Source organism: Bacillus sp. FSL W8-1143, assembly GCF_037965155.1.
In the GTDB taxonomy this organism is placed as follows: domain Bacteria; phylum Bacillota; class Bacilli; order Bacillales; family Bacillaceae; genus Bacillus; species Bacillus pumilus.
On the sequence record NZ_CP150182.1, the window covers coordinates 851,913 to 866,528 of the forward strand.

Annotated in this window: 12 protein-coding genes; 11 read left to right on the forward strand and 1 reads right to left on the reverse strand. The window is 38.7% G+C overall.

What is annotated here, in order from left to right; translation table 11 throughout:
• The first annotated feature begins 52 nt into the window (after positions 1–52).
• From NSQ36_RS04060 to NSQ36_RS04110, 11 genes are all read left to right on the forward strand, one after another.
• Positions 53–1,912 carry an alpha/beta fold hydrolase gene (locus tag NSQ36_RS04060; RefSeq protein ID WP_339206851.1) on the forward strand — a complete coding sequence of 620 codons (1,860 nt, stop codon included), beginning with the start codon at positions 53–55 and terminating at the stop codon, positions 1,910–1,912.
• A gap of 106 nt (positions 1,913–2,018) precedes the next feature.
• On the forward strand, positions 2,019–2,429 hold the full coding sequence (locus NSQ36_RS04065; protein ID WP_226804785.1) for a DUF6508 domain-containing protein: 411 nt from the start codon (positions 2,019–2,021) through the stop codon (positions 2,427–2,429).
• Positions 2,430–2,433: 4 nt separating this feature from the next.
• Positions 2,434–2,946 (forward strand): hypothetical protein, encoded by a 513-nt coding sequence (locus tag NSQ36_RS04070; protein WP_050944775.1) that lies wholly within the window; start codon positions 2,434–2,436, stop codon positions 2,944–2,946.
• Positions 2,947–3,085: 139 nt separating this feature from the next.
• Positions 3,086–3,913, forward strand: coding sequence for a MerR family transcriptional regulator (locus NSQ36_RS04075; protein ID WP_226804786.1), 828 nt, complete (start codon positions 3,086–3,088; stop codon positions 3,911–3,913).
• A 26-nt stretch (positions 3,914–3,939) separates the two neighbouring features.
• Positions 3,940–5,127 carry an MFS transporter gene (locus NSQ36_RS04080; protein ID WP_309217500.1) on the forward strand — a complete coding sequence of 396 codons (1,188 nt, stop codon included), beginning with the start codon at positions 3,940–3,942 and terminating at the stop codon, positions 5,125–5,127.
• A gap of 191 nt (positions 5,128–5,318) precedes the next feature.
• Positions 5,319–6,149, forward strand: coding sequence for a DNA alkylation repair protein (locus NSQ36_RS04085; protein WP_253622828.1), 831 nt, complete (start codon positions 5,319–5,321; stop codon positions 6,147–6,149).
• Positions 6,150–6,387: 238 nt separating this feature from the next.
• On the forward strand, positions 6,388–7,572 hold the full coding sequence (locus tag NSQ36_RS04090) for a DUF1835 domain-containing protein (protein ID WP_253622827.1): 1,185 nt from the start codon (positions 6,388–6,390) through the stop codon (positions 7,570–7,572).
• Positions 7,573–8,181: 609 nt separating this feature from the next.
• Positions 8,182–10,104: a threonine--tRNA ligase gene (thrS, locus tag NSQ36_RS04095; protein WP_253622826.1), complete on the forward strand. Its 1,923-nt coding sequence runs from the start codon at positions 8,182–8,184 to the stop codon at positions 10,102–10,104.
• Between the two features lie 170 nt (positions 10,105–10,274).
• Positions 10,275–10,841, forward strand: a complete 567-nt coding sequence (locus tag NSQ36_RS04100) for a hypothetical protein (RefSeq protein ID WP_113386856.1) — start codon at positions 10,275–10,277, stop codon at positions 10,839–10,841.
• A gap of 17 nt (positions 10,842–10,858) precedes the next feature.
• On the forward strand, positions 10,859–12,148 hold the full coding sequence (locus tag NSQ36_RS04105; RefSeq protein WP_339206857.1) for a hypothetical protein: 1,290 nt from the start codon (positions 10,859–10,861) through the stop codon (positions 12,146–12,148).
• Positions 12,149–12,461: 313 nt separating this feature from the next.
• Positions 12,462–12,743: a hypothetical protein gene (locus NSQ36_RS04110; protein ID WP_003217864.1), complete on the forward strand. Its 282-nt coding sequence runs from the start codon at positions 12,462–12,464 to the stop codon at positions 12,741–12,743.
• 53 nt (positions 12,744–12,796) lie between these two features.
• Here the strand turns inward: NSQ36_RS04110 and NSQ36_RS04115 are convergent, their stop codons facing one another.
• Positions 12,797–14,305 carry a helix-turn-helix domain-containing protein gene (locus tag NSQ36_RS04115; RefSeq protein WP_113386858.1) on the reverse strand — a complete coding sequence of 503 codons (1,509 nt, stop codon included), beginning with the start codon at positions 14,303–14,305 and terminating at the stop codon, positions 12,797–12,799.
• Positions 14,306–14,616: the final 311 nt, after the last annotated feature.

Here is a 14,616-nt window from a genome sequence, read left to right on the forward strand (position 1 = left end):
TTTTTTTTCACACTAAATTAGTACTGATTAGTACTAAAAGGGAGATGTTTATATGAGAACAGTATTATTAATTGGTGGAACGGGCTTTATTGGAAAGGAGTTAGTAAAAGAATTAGCCAAAGAGGATGTGAACATTCTTCTTTTAGTGAGGTCGAAAAGTAAAGCAACACGCATTTTTCAAGAAAGAGGTATTTTAAAAGAGGCAGTGATGCACTTTGTTGAAGGTGATTTGACGAAAGTCGATTTGGGTCTAAGTGCTGAAGATAAGGAGAAGGTGTTGAAAACGGATGTGATCATTCACGCAGGAGGACCCATGGATATTCAAGCGACAAGTAAAAAGGCAGCTTCCGTCTTTTTAAATGGCGCCAAACATATGAGTGACTTAGCTAAAAGTATTCATCAATTGAAGGGCTTGCAGCAATTTATTCATGTTGTCGGTTATATGAGTCCCTTTGATGATCAAAATAGCAAGATTGAAATTGATGTGTTTAAAGAAGGAAATCATTATTTGGAAATAAAAAATCCATATGAGAGAACAAAATTTTTAGCAGATCTTTATATTCGTCAACAGGCATCAGCAGTAGGTTATCCGCTTTCTGTCATTAATCCGCCAACTGTAGTCGGTAGTAGTCAAACGGGGAGTACAGAGCAGATAGCAGGATTAGGTTTGCTTGTGAAGAGTATGCGAAGAGGGCTCATGCCGGTGATTCCTGGAGGTAAGGACTATAGGTTACCACTTATTTCAAACGATGAGTTTGCGAGGTTTATTGTGCAGGTTTTCAAACTGGAGCAACCGGCTATTCAAACATATACGCTTGTTGAAGACAAGCAGCGCGATCAGAATATTGGTGAATTATTGAGTGTGATGTCAGAAAGTATGAATATGAGGGCACCAAAAATCTCTGTCCCAATGCCACTGATGAAAGCTATGATGAATAGTGGCGTAAGTAAACTCACAAACATTCCTTCTGATGGACTGAACTTTATGACAAAACGAACATTTTCAAATGTTGCAGCGAAAAAAATAATGGGAGAAGATTGGTTTAAGAAGACGAGTGTCATGAAATTTTTCCCTGCTGTAGTAGCTGATCTGGATTATCGAATGATGAATCAAAACGGTAAGGATGATCATTTATTTAAACGAACACTATGTGATAACACGACCCTTTACCAATTAAAAGGAGAGGGTAAACCGTTTATTTTATTACATGGTTTATTGAGTGATGGAGAGGATTTATTCCCCTTAGCACAAGAGCTACATGAAAAAACGGGTCAACCTGTATGGATCTTGGATCTTCCAGGTTTGGGACGTTCTCCTTTTAAACGAGAGAAACATCTTCTAGATATCTATTTGAATGTCGTGAAAAAGGTATTGGAGAAAGCGACGAATGGTGCACATCTAATCGGCCATTCATTCGGTGCGTATATTCTCTTGGAAGCATTGGTACAAGAGTACATCGATAAGAAGTATTCAATCACTTTACTTCAGCCGCCTGTTGATAAGAAAAATGCTGCATCGCGACATGTTCCTCAATTGATGAACAAATGGACATTGAAATGGGCAACGACTAATATGATAGGGCGTTATGTATTAAGGAATGGTTTGTTTGAAAATACGGAGAGCATCCCTGAACATTATATTGAAAAAGTCAGAAATAGTTTTACGTCTCCTAGAATATTAAATACGACGGTTCAGCTTAACCATTTACTACAGAAAACCAATCAAGATGATTTCAATGAGGTCACAAAGGATCATCTTCATATTATTTGGGGGGATTATGACAAAGGCTATTCTGCACCGTCACATCTTGGCAAGGTTGATTTTGTTCCATATGGTCATCATTTCCCACTTAGCCATCCGAGTGAAACGGCAACATTGGTCATAAGGCAGATGAGGGTATGGGATAAATAAAAGGTTTGAGGTAGACCAGCGTGGCTAAAAAATTTTAATAGTAGGATACTTGATGAAATCGTGAGAAACAAAGTAAAACATATGAATGAAATAGAGGAGGATGAGAATGAGCCAATTCGAGATGTTGACTAAATACATACCGCTGCTTCAGGAAGATCCTATTGGAGAATGGGTGATCGATCAAGAAAATGATGGAACAGCTGAACATCCGATTCAAATGCCTTTTGTGAAATATTCCGAAACGGTCCGTCACTTGATTGAAGATATTTATACCTTTGCAGAACAACACGAAGAGATGGGGCTTATCCGCTACAGAGAGATCCTTAGAGAAAATGGGATTGAATCGGGAATGAATGATATGGAGAATGTGGACATTTCAAATTTAAATGCACAGTGTGTGCTTGCTCTTATGATGGAGGTTGTGAGAGCCGAACGATTTAGCGAGGGTGCCATACTCAATTTCTTTAAAAGCGGAGCTATTGTAAAGTGCCTAGAAAGATTGGATTGTTTAGAGTGATCAAATGAAAAGTAAAACAGATGCAGCCAACACTTTTCCTCCTATGAAAATAGAAGAAATCGATAACATTTTATTAAATGATCTTGATGCAGTAAAAATGGAAAAAGAAGATGAGCGTATAAAATTCATTTTACAAGATCCCTATTGTCCTGATAAAAGTGATATTCACAGTGTGTATGTCATCTATAAAAAGTCTATACTCAATTTACTTGAAGGTAGGATACGTTCTATTCATAGTCATGAATTCATGAATGCTAAGAAAAAGGATCGAACGATTTCTAAAGAAGATATTGAATATGTACTAGAGATGGCTACAGTTGTGGTTCTTGCAAGTGAAAATAATGGAATATTAACAAATTATTTTTATAGCGGAGTCGGTGAAAGGTTAGATCGTATTTTTAATCTATGCTTAGGTTATTCTTCAGATTTACAGAAAAAAGAGAACAAAGTAAGTTTGCAACGGTTTATGAATGATATAAAGATTGTTGAAGAGATGGGCTTGTTAGAAAAATTTTAGAATAATGAGCAAAACCTAGATGTTAGAGACATCTAGGTTTTTTCGCGCTTTTGAAAAATTTATTCAACTTCATGTTGACCTTCCCCTTAACTGAAAGGTTTATACTTTGATCAGATCAACAAAACGGAGGAGATGCAGGATGTTCAAGATCGGCGATTTTTCTATGTTAAGTAAAGTGCCTGTTAAAACCTTAAGATATTATGACCAAATTGATTTATTAAAGCCTAAGCAGATCGATCAAGATTCGGGATACCGTTATTACTCAGCTGAACAGCTGCTTGAGGTCAACCGAATTTTTCTGTACAAGGAATTGGGCTTTACGTTAAAGCAAATGGCTCAGCTTCTTCGTGAAGATATATCAGTAGAGCAGATTCAGGGCATGTTTCTGCTGAAAGAAAGTGAAATTCAGCAATTGATCGAGAGAGAACAACAGAAATTAGCGCGTATTAAGGAGCGGATGCACCTCATCAAACGAGAGGGATGTGTTGAAAAAGAACAGGAGGTCATCATCAAATCTGTTGAAAGCAAACGCATCATGTCTTTCCAATCCAACGGAACTGTTGACGAAATTCCTTCATTCTTTCAAACGTTTCATCATTTATTACTTAAAAATCAACAAGAATCGATCTCGGGACCACAAGTGGTGCTATGGAGGGAATCATTCGAAAAAGAAAGTGAGTTCGAATTTGAGGTGGGGTATTCCGTCAAAGCGTTAAGGGGCACTCTTCCTCAAGGGATCACGATACGTACATTACCTGCTGAAGAAACCATGGCGACATTATTATTTCATTCACATTCTCCATCTGCACAAACAGCTTGTATTGACCTAGCGACATGGATCGAAAATAATGGATACCGCGTGAAAGAAGACCAGCCAGGCCGAGAGATTTATTACCCATTGTCTGAAAATGAAGAAGGCAGACTCATTGAAATTCAAATTCCTATTATAGATGAAATCAAATCGTAAACAGTGCCCAAAGGAGAAACGTCACGATGAAAAATAAAACCGTTGTCTATTTACTTGCATTAGCAGCCTTTTTAATCGGAACAATCGAATATATCATTACAGGCATTATCCAGATGGTCGCAGATGATTTACATGTCACGACGTCTGCCGCTGGATTATTGGTCACGTCTTTAGCGCTCTCAGCGGCAATCGGCGCGCCGATTGTCATTGCACTGACCATCAATATAGACCGCAAAAAAATACTGTCATGGATGCTGATGATTTTTATTTTAAGTAATGTCATCACAAGTGTCAGCCATTCGTTTGAAATGGTGATGATGACAAGGATTTTACAAGGAATCAGTGGGGGGACGGCTATTGTAGTGGCAATGGCTGTTGCGACTCGTCTTGTAGAACGTGAAAAAAGAGGAACAGCTATTGGCATCATTTTAATGGGACTCAGCAGCTCCTTGGTTTTAGGCGTTCCAATCGGGACATTTCTAAGCAGTCTGATCGGATGGAAAGCATTATTCGCAGCCATTGGATTGATCACGCTGATTCCGCTGATTGTTGTGTACAGGCGAATCCCCTCTATGAAAGAACAAGAACCGGTGACGCTTCGTATGCAGTTATCGATTTTAAAAGACAAGCGAATATTACTGGCGGTGGCAGTGACGCTATTCTATGTAGGTGGATATTCCACGTTGTTTACCTATTTAACGCCCTTTCTGCAAGCATCAGCAAATCTTAGCATCACAGAAATCAGTGGCATTTTGTTACTAGCAGGAATATGCAGCTTTTTGGGCTCCAGCCTTGGAGGGATGGCGGCAGATAAAAAAGGCCCAATATTCACGATTTTCTCAGGAATCATTTTGCAAATCATCATGCTCTTGCTGCTATCATTTGTCACAGGTAATCTCGTGCTCATGGTGGCTGTCATCATGATATGGATGATCGCTACATGGAGCACATCACCAGCTCAGCAGCTATATCTTGTCACACTTGTACCAAAATCTCCTGATATCGCATTAAGTGTCAATACATCATTTATTCAATTCGGATTTGCCTTAGGCTCTGGTGTAGGAGGGATTGTGCTAAGCGAAACATCTATATTAAACCTAAGCTGGATCAGTGCTGGCACTGTTTTTCTCGCTCTACTCATGACCATTCTAATGGTAGCGTTTGACCGATTTTCTCAGCGCAAGAGTTTGAAGGTGATCGAGCAAGGAAGCTAACTTACATTCAATGTTGTATGAAAGGAACTACTTATTTCGGGTAGTTCCTTTTTGATTTGAAGAATGCACCAGTGAAGTTGTTTATTTGCTAAAATAGGAGTCAATATCCAAAGATTGAAAGCATCAACAAATTCCTTTTAAAAACAATGAATATCAAACAAAAGAACCACTAGACAAGGAGAGAATACAGAATGCCAATAAGTGAGGAAATGATCAATCGAAAAGGCGCTCGAAAGGGGACTGATATCCCTCATGACGTCTTGACCCTTTTGAATCAGGGAGAGATTGAAAGTGTGAATTTAACTGAATGGCTGGCTGTCAATCATATGACGCTAATACAGCATGTTTTGCCGTCCGTTGGTTTAGAGCATCGTTTAGACGATGTATCATCTGAGATCACTAAACAAAAAGCTGAATCAGGAATGAAAGCCATTCGGCTCATTGGTCAATTGTTAGATGACGTGCTACATGAAGAGAATGAAGAAAAACAAGCGGAAGTGCTGCTGGCATTTGCTCACCACATATCTGATAGCGTTCGCTGTTGGGCTGCTTATATGAACAAACAGAGTTCATCAACACTGGAAGAGAAACTTGCGTACATTCAGCCATTTGCAGCTGATCATCATTTTGGTGTTCGAGAAATTGCGTGGATGTCAGTGAGAGAAAGTCTAAGTCTTCAGCTCGATCAAAGTATAGAGCATTTAACAGAATGGGCAAAAAGCGAGGATGAAAATATTCGCCGGTTCTCTGTAGAGTCGCTCCGTCCGAGAGGGGTATGGACAAAGCATATTGAGTTATTAAAACAAGAGCCAGAGAGGGCACTGCCTATTCTAAATTTACTCAAATCCGATCCATCCATATATGTTCAAGATTCTGTAGGAAACTGGCTCAATGACGCAAGTAAAACACAACCAAATTGGGTAACAAACCTGTGCGACCAGTGGTCAAAGAATTCTGACACAAAAGCAACTAGCAGAATTGTTAAGAAAGCCAAGAGAACGATTGTGAAGGGGAATTTGTGAATAAGAATTTGAACTAAATGAAGGGGGATTCTATCAATCATTCAGAGAGAAAGTTTTAAAGCGAGCTCAGTAAACAGATTGCCCCATTTCATGGGATATAGTCTCTTCAATTCTGCATTCTATATATATCTTAACCTCTCATTGTCATACTTTTGAATGAAATTGACTCAATAGAATTGACGAGGGAACCATGAATAGGTGAAGATGAAGTGAACTGTAAGATAAAGGGAGACGACTGATGATACATATCGTATTTGGAGCAGCAGCTGCCGGTAGTTTAAAACAAGCATTGCGCGAAATGAAGCAAGACCAAGTAAATGAGATCATCGCCTTTGATGACATTTATTCGATTGGACCCCTTCTGCATTTACATGAACAAGAAGGACAGGAGAAACGTATAGAGTGGCTTCGTCACGTGATGTCAAATGAATATGGCTATTTTGATGACATGATCACCAATCAGCATAGAATGTTTCAGCAAATAAAAGATATAAAAGATGGTACGAGTATCCTCATCTGGACAGGCAATAATGCCCATGAGCAAATTGGTTTGCGATATGCCATCTATTTATTAAAAGAGAAAAACATTGAATTGTCTCTCATCAATACAACGACTGCATTTGATCAGCTGTTCAATACAAATACAAGACGAATGGATATTCGGCATGCCGGGGAAATCACAACTGAAAAATTGAAGGTTTTGTACAAAAGTAAAGAGCATATGCACTCAGTAACAAAAGAAGAAAGAGCGCAATTACTCATCGAATGGCTTTCATTTGCTAAAGAAAATCATACGCTGCGGATATGGCAAAAAGGACAAACGATCAGCGTACCAGAAGATGAATTTGATGCTTATTTAGTGAAAATGGCTAAGCGGCTTCATCAGTCCCATCCAGAAGAGGAGTACATCGTAACGCCACGCTTAATAGGGGAAGTGCTCGGTCATTTAGAACAGTATATCGGTGATGATTTTATCGAGTATCGGCTAAAGACATTAATTGATCAAGGGATTTTTGACATGATAGGAAGGCGCACCTCTATGCGTTATTACTCAATTAAACTGACAGAATTCGGTCAGAACTTCAAAAAGTGGGTGTGCTGTCGAGAGTATGAGGATCATCCTTTTGTGAAAATTGAAGGAGATTATGGATATGAACCTTTTCATTGTGGGCATTGTCAATGTCATTTAGAAAGAGACGATGTACCAATAAGCGATACACTTTTCTCGAAGATCTGGAATTGGAACATACAGTATGGCCGCTGGTTTGACGAAGAGACAGATGATTTGCTGCCAAATGGCGCAGACATGGAAAAGAAATTCAATCAAGGAGGAGAGCGTATCACTGAAGAAGTGAAACGAGCCCTATCTCCCGCGTTTAAAATTGAATACAGCCCAAGTAAATACACGCAACATATCATTTAAAGAATGAAATTCAATTGCACTGCAAAAAATAAAGCTTTACATGATCCATCACCTTCATGTAAGATATGGAGAAATTAAAAGCGAAGAAAAGGACATGAGTCATTTTTACTGGTTACTAGAGAGGGAAGTCACGCTGAAATCTTCCTAACACAGAAAAGTGTCTTACCACCTTTGAGCTGTATTGGGGAAATCATAGTATCCAATATCGTCTACGCCACGTTACGGCACCAGAGCCATAAAGCGAATACGCGTTATGGGAATTTGGGTGGAACCACGGATCACACATTCGTCCCTCTATGAGGGATGGGTGTGTTTTTTTGTTCACTCAACTATCATCATTGCTTTGAAAAGGACATGAGCCACTTTTATCGGTTACCAGAGAGGGAAGTCACGCTGAAATCTTCCTAACGCAGAAAAGTTGTCTTACCACCTTTGAGCTGTATTGGGGAAAATTGAAGTATCCAATACCGACTATGCCACGTTACGGCACCAGAGCCATAAAGCGAATATGCGTTATGGGAATTTGGGTGGAACCACGGATTACACATTCGTCCCTTTATGCGGGATGGGTGTGTTTTTTTATTTTTAAAAAAGAAAGGTGTGTCAGTCATGAGAGAAAACATGGTGAAGATTCAATTTCCAGATGGAAAGATAAAGGGGTTCTCTGCAGGTACGACTGTCGCAGATGTTGCCTCCTATATTAGCCCGAGCTTAAGGAAGAAAGCAGTGGCAGGAAAGATTAATGAACAAATGGTCGATGTAAGTCATCAGCTGGAAAGTGATGCTCGGCTGTCTATTGTCACACTCGATTCAAAAGAAGGGCTTGAAGTGCTGCGCCATACATCTGCACACGTATTAGCCCAAGCCGTGAAAAGGTTATATGACAATGTCACACTTGGAATCGGACCGGTCATCGAAAATGGATTTTACTATGATATGAAGCTGAATCAAACATTAAGTGTAGAGGATTTGGCTACAATTGAAAAAGAGATGGAAAAAATCATAAACGAGAATCATCTCATCCAAAGAAAGGCGGTCACTTACAAAGAAGCTGAATCGTTGTTTGCACATGATCCATATAAGCTTGATATTTTAAAACGACTCCCATCTGAAGAAGCCATCACAGTGTATCAGCAGGGTGAATTTATCGACTTATGCCGCGGGCCTCATTTACCTTCTACTGGGTTCGTAAAGTCATTTAAGCTAACACGTGTTGCAGGGGCTTATTGGCGGGGTGATAGTCATCAAGATGTATTGCAGCGAGTGTATGGTGTAGCGTATCAACATCCAAAACATCTAGCTGAGTATCTTCATTTCATGGAAGAAGCAAGCAAACGTGATCACCGGAAATTAGGGAAACAATTATCTCTGTTCACGTTTTCGGAAGAAGCGCCAGGTATGCCGTTTTATTTACCAAAAGGTCAGATTGTGAGAAATGAATTAATGGCCTTTTCAAGAGAAGTGCGAAACAAAGCGCAATATGAAGAAGTGAACACACCGTTTATGATGAACCAAGAGCTATGGGAAAAGTCAGGTCACTGGGATCATTATCATGAAAATATGTATTTCTCAGAAGTAGATCATACAAGCTTTGCTTTAAAACCGATGAATTGTCCAGGGCATATGCTCATGTTTAAAAATAACTTATATTCATACAGAGACCTTCCGATCAGAATGGCTGAGTTCGGTCAGGTGCATCGTCATGAATTTAGCGGAGCATTAAATGGATTGTTCAGGGTCAGAACTTTTTGCCAAGATGATGCCCATATTTTTTTGAGAGAAGATCAAATTGAAGCTGAAATCAAACGGATTTTCCAATTAGTTGATCATGTGTATCGGACATTTGGGTTTGAGTACTCTGTGGAACTATCCACTCGTCCAGAAAAAGCGTTAGGGGATGATGCCATTTGGGATATCTCTGAATCAGCGCTAAAGAATGTACTTGATCGGCTAAAGATCGATTACCAGCTAAATGAAGGAGATGGGGCATTTTATGGACCGAAGATCGATTTTCATATTAAAGACGCCTTGCAGCGGAGCCATCAGTGCGCTACAATTCAGCTGGATTTTCAAATGCCTGAGAAATTTGATTTAACATATATCAATGAAAAGAATGAAAAGGTACGACCAGTTGTCATTCACAGTGCCATTTTTGGTTCTCTAGATCGTTTCTTTGGGATTCTCATCGAGCATTTTGCAGGTGCCTTCCCGTTATGGCTGGCACCAGTGCAAGTACAAATCATTCCTGTCTCAAAGATTCACCTTGATCATTGCCTTGAGGTGCAGCAGCAATTAAGAAAGATCGGAATCAGAGTCACAATCGATGAACGGGATGAAAAACTCGGCTATAAAATGAGAGAAGCACAAATGCAAAAAATCCCTTATATCGCTGTCATTGGTGATACAGAAATGCAAGAAAAAACACTGAATATCAGACAGCATCGAGAAAAGACATCTAGACAGCTCTCTATTGATGATTTTAAATATCTGGCAGCTCAACAAATAAAAAACAGAACAGTTGCCCAAATATGATGTGATGATTTCTTGAAGAAGAATAAGACGTTCGAATGATGGGCGTCTTTTCATTTGCGAAAAAAGCCGAATTGACAGTAGAAAGGGAAAATATTGAAACATTTTTTCAGTGAAATCGTAATAAAGATAGAGCGTTCAACAGAAACCTTTGAAACGGAGAGGAGTATTACATGGAACAAGCTGCACTGAAAAAGATGAGGACAAAACAAATAGGTGTCTCTAATTTGATATTCGGACTTATGATCATCGCTTTTTTTATGGTGATTCAAATCTTTAATATCCAACTTACACATTTCTTTTTGTGTTTAGGAATTTTAATGCTTCTCCAAGGCATTATCGGCTTTATCAAAAAAGGAAAAACAAAGTTTTTCATACCTATTTTTGAGCAGGTAGCTATTTATGAAAAAGAGAAATTAGGAAAAGAATGGGAGAAAGAAAAATTTTCAGAGAATGTTTGGAAAGTCGTATTGAGTGGCATTATGTTTTTTCAATCATTTAGTTTTCAAAATGTAATGAATCCATTTAGTGACATCGAGCCTGTATTGACCATTTTATTGTTTTTAATCGTTCTAGCCTCTATCAATATAAGCATGCTTTTTCGCTTTAGAAAAATCGATCGATCGACTGAAGGAGAATTAACAGGCTATACAAAAGAGTCTAACATGATGGGAATTGCTTTAGGGTTATTGATGGCAATCATCATCTCTATCTTTATCGTCATTTTTCTTCTTCCATAAAACATCATTATTTAGAGGTGAAACCATTGAATGCAAACATACAACAATTGATTGATCAGACAAAGGCGAAATTTGGCTTAGATCTTTATAATCTAAAAAGACACAGCTTTCATCGTTACGTCAACATGTTCAATGAAACGATTTATACATTGAATATGGAATGGTTCCCCTCTCATGAAGCTGAACCTGAGGACGACGATATCAACCCAGACGGCACAGCTGTCATTGAAGTGAATTTGAATACAGGACAGATCGAATCGGTTATTTTTGTCATGGACAAAACCTATGCGCAGCAGGGTGTCACGTTTAAGAGACCTTATCCAGCTCATGTCATTCAATGGATCGAACAAGAAACAGGGTTGATTTATGATGAGCATTTTCATATGCATCAGAAGGAGAAAGGGGAACTTTCTTTCGAAGAAGCAATAGATGGTGTGAAAGTGACGCCATCAGGCAGAATCGAAGTGAAATGGAATGAACATGGACAGCTCATGTACTTTACACACCACGGCCCATTTTTAGCCAAAACATTACTGAAAGCTGAGGAATATGCGCTTTCCCTTGATAAGCTGGAGAACTTAGCTGAGCAGCAAGTACAGCTGTTTCAATGGCCTTCCTTCGAGCACAACCGAATCCGATCTATTTATGCATTAGAAGAAATTTATGTGAAAAACGATGGAACAGGAACGCTTCCGTTTGAAATTGGGCGTGAAGAAACGCACTTTATACACATGAATGAGGTCATTGAGTGGAATGAACCGATAAACAATGCCTTTGAAAAAAAGGAAATGAACATGCATGAGAACATTTCAGCTGAACAAGCTTTCTCATTGGAACCGTCACCAGATACCTTCCCGATATCAAAAGAAGAGCAAGCTGAGTGTATCAAAGCAGTCCGAACCTTCTTGGCGCAAAAATATCCAAAGGATACAGGGAAGTGGGTTCTGAAAACACTCCATCGTGAGCATGGATACATCCATGCGATATTAAAAACGAACGGGCAAGAAGGCAGTGGGTTTATGGACAAGATCAAGGTCTTCATTGACGCCAGCTCGTTTGAAGCCGTTAATTACATAGATAAAAAAGAAATGTTTCAAGTGTGCGGGATACTCAGCCCCTCTCAAGCGGCAAGTGATATTTCTGTATCTCAGACAGAAGCCTTTGAAAAATTGAGAGAACGTCTTGAACTTACACCTATTTACGTCTATGACGAAGCGCAAAAACAATATGTTCTATGCGGAAAGCTCGATTGCCATGTTGGTGTTGATGCAGAGAGCGGCGAAGTGTTTTCTTTGAAAGAACAGTGAGAAGCTGTTCTTTTTTGTCTCATTGCACCAATTTTTTGAAGAAATTTGGAATTTTGTAGCAGGAAGTTGTCGTTTCATCACGAAAGAAACAGATAAGAATATGATCATAGGTCCATCGGTTGGAATATTAGTAGACGTCATACATATGAAACACTCATGACAGTAAAGTTGATCTACAATGCTTTTTGAAAAAAATGAAATCGTGTCTCTAGTAGTATACGACATTTGGTGGGCTGACATCATAGGATGACTTTGAACATGTTTGATTTAGGTAAGCTTGAAGCCATGATAGAAGAAAGTGAGGATGTCTACCTTGAGTACATTGGAAGTGTTTCGTCAGTTTTTGGTTGACCATTATCCTGCGTTACAAGATGAACTTTGGCTAAAAGATGTTGATACTCTTCGAATCTCTCCTATTCTTCATCCTTTTCTGAAAAGCAAGCTGCCAGAGGGGATCGAAAAATTCACTTGTGTCCTATTCACGCAGCAGACAGATCAAACCGCTGCACCGCTCAAAGTATACCTTCTATTAGATGAATATGAGCAATCACTTTATGCCATTGATTTGATGAATGAACAAATAGTGCTTCATTAATACAGAAGCAAAAAGCTGCTTGAGAGCTCCTCAGCAGCTTTTTTTGATGAACATTAGCCTGTCATATCAACCAATCTTGAGTGCAAGTTGTCCAATTCTTTCTTTGTTGGAAAAGAGCTGATCAGCAGCGTAGATTGTCCGAATTGAAGAGGCAGCTCGGTATCGGTCACAATCATATCGATCCCAAGTTCCTCCATCGTGACATCATTTAATGTATTCTCTGGACTTGTAAAAATGTGAATGAGAGGAGGTACGCTTAATTTAATTAAATCCGCAATAAACAAACTATGATAATAGCCTAATGTTGAAATAACAAATATGTTCAACACGTTTCTCCGTTCCATTTCCAATTGAACAAGCCCTCTCCAGGACGACGTAATCATACGAATCAATTCCCGTTCATTTTTCACAAAAGGACCGAGGATATCGTCTGTTTTTAACTCTTGGATGATATGAGTAATCCTCGAATAGAAATAAGGAAACTGTTTTTTCACCTCTGATAAATAGCTCGATTTCTTTTTGAAAAGGAATCCATCTCTCACGGTAATTTCATTGGAATACACATAATATTGGAGAAGAACGAGTGTCATCACCTTGCGATTCGCTATTTCTTGATGAAAAATCGACTCCAATTGGTTGATAAATGAATGAATGGCATCATAAAGTCGTGGTGTATGTGATTGGAAGAACGTCAATTTTTCTTCGACAGTTTCAATTGATTTAAAGTGTCCAATAGCTGGTTCGATCAATAGCAAAAAGACAAATTCATGATGATCCAGCGTCACATCAAATACGTCTTTGGTCATTCGGCAAATATGCTCTTCCCATGTTTGGATTTGATCATAGATCCCTTTGGCTACAGAACTTTGTTTTTCCTCTTTCATTGAGTACGTATATTTACGGCTTATTGTGAAATTTTTCCTCATTCGGTGAATGGAAACGGCGAACCATAGGCAGTATTTATCTATCGCCACATCTGGCACATTGACTTCTAGCACCTGAAATAGCTCCTGTAATAAATCAACTGCATCTTGCTTATGAATATCATCGAATGGCCAAAGCCGGCTTCCATACACTTCAAACAAAAATTCAACAAAGAATTGACGAATCTCCTTCTCATTTCCATGGAACTGCATACTATCTGGGCGTAACTCAATGTCATAAGAGATAAGAATGGAATTGATTTTATGAATGGTGTTATACAATGTGGATCTACTGATATTAAGCGTGTCCATCCATTCATAGAAAGACCTGTTTTGTTCGAAAAAAATGCCGTCAATCAATCGAATTTCAATCGTATCTTTTAAAATTTCCTTGATATAGTAGTCCACTCGTATCGTCTGTGTATAACAAATGGATATGCCTTGTCTCGGCTTTATGTGGATTAACGGCTCACCGTTCTCTGTTTTGAACGATTTCATTTGTTCTAAATCGCTTTGAATGGCACGAACCGAACCGATATGTTCATTCGATATCTCTTGAAGGCTCCACCACTTATTTTTGGATACAAGTAGTTTTAAAATGTTTATCCATCTCTTTGATTTATTATCAATGAGCTCCATCAAACAACTAACTCCTTCCTTTGGCTTGCCTCTATATTATGAAGTTCACTTAAAGAACATTTGATTCTCAAAATAGGCATGAAATGATTGTAATGTTTAGGCTAAATCGTTTTGTCTTCACTTTTCATGATAAAAGAGAAAAAAATTAGACGAAAACAAATGTTATGCCCTGATTCTCCATATTTTTCATTTATAAAGTGGTAAGTAAGCCATGAATCCTATAAAAATGGATCATTTTAGATATTTCGTTTATTTTTTTGCTGTTGAAACGGTAAATGTAAGAATAAAACGCAGCAACTTTTTGATTACCA

Coding starts and splice junctions, on each gene's coding strand:
- NSQ36_RS04060 (WP_339206851.1), top strand. CDS start 53: ATGAGAACAGTATTATTAATTGGTGGAACGGGCTTTATTGGAAAGGAG.
- NSQ36_RS04065 (WP_226804785.1), top strand. CDS start 2,019: ATGAGCCAATTCGAGATGTTGACTAAATACATACCGCTGCTTCAGGAA.
- NSQ36_RS04070 (WP_050944775.1), top strand. CDS start 2,434: ATGAAAAGTAAAACAGATGCAGCCAACACTTTTCCTCCTATGAAAATA.
- NSQ36_RS04075 (WP_226804786.1), top strand. CDS start 3,086: ATGTTCAAGATCGGCGATTTTTCTATGTTAAGTAAAGTGCCTGTTAAA.
- NSQ36_RS04080 (WP_309217500.1), top strand. CDS start 3,940: ATGAAAAATAAAACCGTTGTCTATTTACTTGCATTAGCAGCCTTTTTA.
- NSQ36_RS04085 (WP_253622828.1), top strand. CDS start 5,319: ATGCCAATAAGTGAGGAAATGATCAATCGAAAAGGCGCTCGAAAGGGG.
- NSQ36_RS04090 (WP_253622827.1), top strand. CDS start 6,388: ATGATACATATCGTATTTGGAGCAGCAGCTGCCGGTAGTTTAAAACAA.
- thrS (WP_253622826.1), top strand. CDS start 8,182: ATGAGAGAAAACATGGTGAAGATTCAATTTCCAGATGGAAAGATAAAG.
- NSQ36_RS04100 (WP_113386856.1), top strand. CDS start 10,275: ATGGAACAAGCTGCACTGAAAAAGATGAGGACAAAACAAATAGGTGTC.
- NSQ36_RS04115 (WP_113386858.1), bottom strand. CDS start 14,305: ATGGAGCTCATTGATAATAAATCAAAGAGATGGATAAACATTTTAAAA.